Raw genomic sequence first — 3233 nt, 5'->3', positions numbered from 1 at the left:
GCGAGAGGCAATCGTCCGTCTCATTCGCCTGCCTGCTGACCTGCCTGCCGATGAGTTGCGGCGGGTGGTTCTAGAACAGGAGGCGGAGCTCTACATCCCCTACCCCCGGGATCAGGCGGATGTGGACTACCAGCCCCTGGGCCTAGACCTTTCCCAGGATGGCATTGAGCGCATCGAGGTGCTGCTAGCAGCCATCCCCAAAGAGGTGGTGGACAATTACCTGGCCGTGCTGCAGGCGGCCAACTTGAAGGCGCGCTGTGTGGAGCTGGCCAGCTTCTCCCTCATTCGCACCATCCGTGACCAACTCATCCAGTACAGCCCCCAAGAGGCGGTGTTGCTCAGCTCCATCGGCTACGACAGCAGCGAGATCAGCATCTTGGTCAACGGCATCCCGCAGTTTACCCGCACCGTCAACATCGGCACCATTCACATGCGGCAGGTGCTAGCCCAGGCCCTGAATTTGCCGGTTAGCCGCACCGGCGACCTGTTGCGAACTCTAAGGTTACCCTTGATCAACCCCGCCGATGTTTTGGCCACGGGAGAGCAACCGGTTCCCAGTAACCCGGGCGTGGCAGCCGTGGCGCGGGTCGTTTCCGATTTGGCGGACGAGCTGAGGCGCTCCATTGATTTCTTTACCAGCGCAGAGAGTAACTCCCCTGTGGTGAAGGTATTGTTGGCTGGGCCGGGGGCGGCTATTGGCCAAATGGATGGTTTCTTGTCGCAGTCGCTGAGCCTGGCCGTAGAGTTAGCGGATCCCTTCGGCAGCATCCTGATACCGGATTCAATCGAGGTGCCCTTGGAGGAGCGACCGGCGATGGGAGTGGCCCTGGGGCTGGCCATGCGGGAAGCCAGCAAGTAGTCTTCGGGATCCGCCCAAGAGGATCCCCTAAGCGCAATACCCAACCATGAGCGAGGCGGTGAGATGTACACACCAGAGATCAACTTTCTGAAAGAAAGACCGGAGGTTCCCACCACAGTTCAGACAGGGGGAGTGGTGGCTGGCCCGGAAACTGCCGCCGGAGCTGAGAGCTGGGCTTTGGCCATTGGTCTGGGGGTTGCCGTGGCTGCTGTGGCCATGGGGGCTTTCTTGTATTTCCAAGACAGCTTTTCCCGTCAGCGGAATACTCTGAGGGCAGAGCGAACCCGCCTCGACGGTGAACTCAGCACAGCCAATGCCGAGTTGACCCGACTCCAGGGCCTCAGCCAAGAACTGCAAACCATTCGCACCCAGACGGAAGGGTTTCGCTCTTTTCTCGGATCCGTCCAGCCCTGGTCGGCCATTCTAGAAGAACTGCGGCGCAGGATCCCTGGGCAAGGGGTATGGATAACCAACATCAGCGCCTCTGGCGATACTGTGAACATCCAAGGCGGGGCGCTGGATTTTCCCTTGGTGAACGACTTTTTGCTCACTCTGCTGGATTCCAACTTCGTAACCAGTGCCGTTCTCAACAGTGCCTCTCGAGTGGAGGGCACCCCTGAAACTGAACCCAGCGTCACCTACGGCCTAACGGTTACTATTCGAACCATAGGGGATCCCGACCCGGAGTTGACCCGCGAGCTGGAGCAGCGGGGAGCGATAGGCTTGGTGGAAAAGATCCGCATTTTGCGTCAAGTGGAGGGGAACTGATGACCGGCTCGGTGGAAAGTTTTCACGACGAACAACTGGTGGCACCTCCGGCAGGGCCGCCGGTATTGTTGGGGGTCGAGCTGACCCCTATTCGCATTGGCCTGTTGATCGGGATCCTGGGCCTGGGCGCGGCGAGCTTTTTGGCCTTCACCCAACTCCGTCCTCTGATTAGAGAGGTGCAAGCCTTAGAAAGAGAGGTAGCCCAAAAAACCAGCCAGTTGCAGGAGGTACAGCGCCAGATTGCCGGCTTACAGGATCTGCCCAACCAAATCGAGAGGGCTCGCGTGCAGCAGCAACAGATCAGCGCCTTGCTCGCCACCCCCGAGAATGCCGACACGCAACTGATCGATCTCAACCGACTGGTGCGGGGACAACCCAATGCTCAGTTGCTCAGTTTCAGCCCTTCCCCTCTGACGCCAGCTTCCTCGAACAACCCAGAAGTGCCTGCCATCATCGCCCCAGCCATCCAACTGCAGACAACCCGCGTCACCCTGCGGGGTCCCTACACCGACATCATCAACCTCATGAGAGACATCGAGCGTTTTCGCGCTCTGTTCCGGGTGAGCAACATCTCTCTCAACCCTGGCCAAGGCACAGAGAACCTAGACGCCGCTTTCGATCTGGTTGCTTACTACTACAACAAAGGCGTTCCTCTCGGCACTGCTCCTGCACCTGAAGGGCAAACACCTCCTGAGGGAGGACAGCCAACACCCAGCCAGTAGCCCGGCTTGGCAAGGCCAATCTGTAGCCAATCTATACACTGCGTTTGAGTGTCGCTTCCCCACGGGATCCCACCTGAAGAGACTCGCTACTGGGATTGGAGGGGACGGGCGGGAAATGGGAACCATTGGGGAAAAGCACAGATAGTGTTGCCTATCGAAAAATTTCCCCTAAAGCGGCTGCAGGTAGTGGCAAAGCCGAAAATTTCGGCTTTGATTAGGGAAGCACTGGGTGAACCCGTGCTGAAGTAAAGCAGAAACACGCTTGGCTAACGGAGTGAGGTGTGAGGATGATGAACCGTCGAGTCGCCTGGGGATGTGCATTGAGCTTGATCCTTTCACTGCCCCTGTTGGCTGTGGAAAGCCAGCTCGATGAAGCCGCCGCCCAGCAGTTGACCTCCGCCAATCCACAAAGCCTCAGCCGCATTACCGATATCCGCCTGGTGCCCCACGGCAACCGCATGAAGCTGGAGATCAACACCGCAGGGGGCGCCCGTCCACAGGTGTTCTTTACCCAGCAGGGCCAATCTTGGATTGGGGATATCACCAATGCCCAACTGGATGGAGGTCAAGGTCGCTATCGTCAGGAGTCTCCCCTGCCGGGAGTGCGCTTCATCGAGGCCAAGCAAATGGGCAATGACAGCGTGCGGATAGAAATTGCCGGCGTTGCGGCAGCTCCCCAGGGCTTGCTGGCCCAGCGCAGCCCAACGCAGTTGGTCTTCGAGTTTGAGGGCTTGCCCTCTGCTCCACCGGCTCCTGTAGCGGCATCGCCTAGCCAAGTAGCGCCCAATCAACCGGCCTCGCCGGCTCGACCCCAGCCCGTGGCCCCGCCGCCAGCTCCTGCCTCCCCTCCGGCTGCTCAAAACCCTCCTTCTCCCCAGGGGACA

At 59.4% G+C, this 3233-nt stretch carries 4 protein-coding genes; all 4 read left to right on the top strand.

Going from position 1 to position 3233, the window contains the following annotated elements:
• The coding region (gene pilM / locus NW809_RS11500) for a type IV pilus biogenesis protein PilM (RefSeq protein ID WP_414402192.1) at positions 1-859 on the top strand (859 nt) is incomplete at its 5' end.
• Between the two features lie 63 nt (positions 860-922).
• Positions 923-1627, top strand: a complete 705-nt coding sequence (locus tag NW809_RS11495; RefSeq protein WP_011429876.1) for a PilN domain-containing protein — start codon at positions 923-925, stop codon at positions 1625-1627.
• Complete coding sequence (locus NW809_RS11490; RefSeq protein WP_414402191.1) at positions 1627-2349, top strand: hypothetical protein; 723 nt, start codon at positions 1627-1629, stop codon at positions 2347-2349. The genes NW809_RS11495 and NW809_RS11490 overlap by 1 nt, the downstream gene beginning before the upstream one ends.
• Before the next feature lie 326 nt (positions 2350-2675).
• The coding region (locus NW809_RS11485; RefSeq protein ID WP_414402190.1) for an AMIN domain-containing protein at positions 2676-3233 on the top strand (558 nt) is incomplete at its 3' end.

Source organism: Synechococcus sp. WC101, from assembly GCF_047461555.1.
Classification (GTDB): Bacteria; Cyanobacteriota; Cyanobacteriia; order Thermostichales; family Thermostichaceae; genus Thermostichus.
The sequence above is the reverse complement of the archived record's forward strand: the minus strand, read 5'-3'. Positions and strand labels throughout refer to the sequence as shown.

Bases quoted from the DNA above. Each gene is read 5' to 3' on its own strand.
- NW809_RS11495 (WP_011429876.1), top strand. From the start codon at position 923: ATGTACACACCAGAGATCAACTTTCTGAAAGAAAGACCGGAGGTTCCC.
- NW809_RS11490 (WP_414402191.1), top strand. From the start codon at position 1,627: ATGACCGGCTCGGTGGAAAGTTTTCACGACGAACAACTGGTGGCACCT.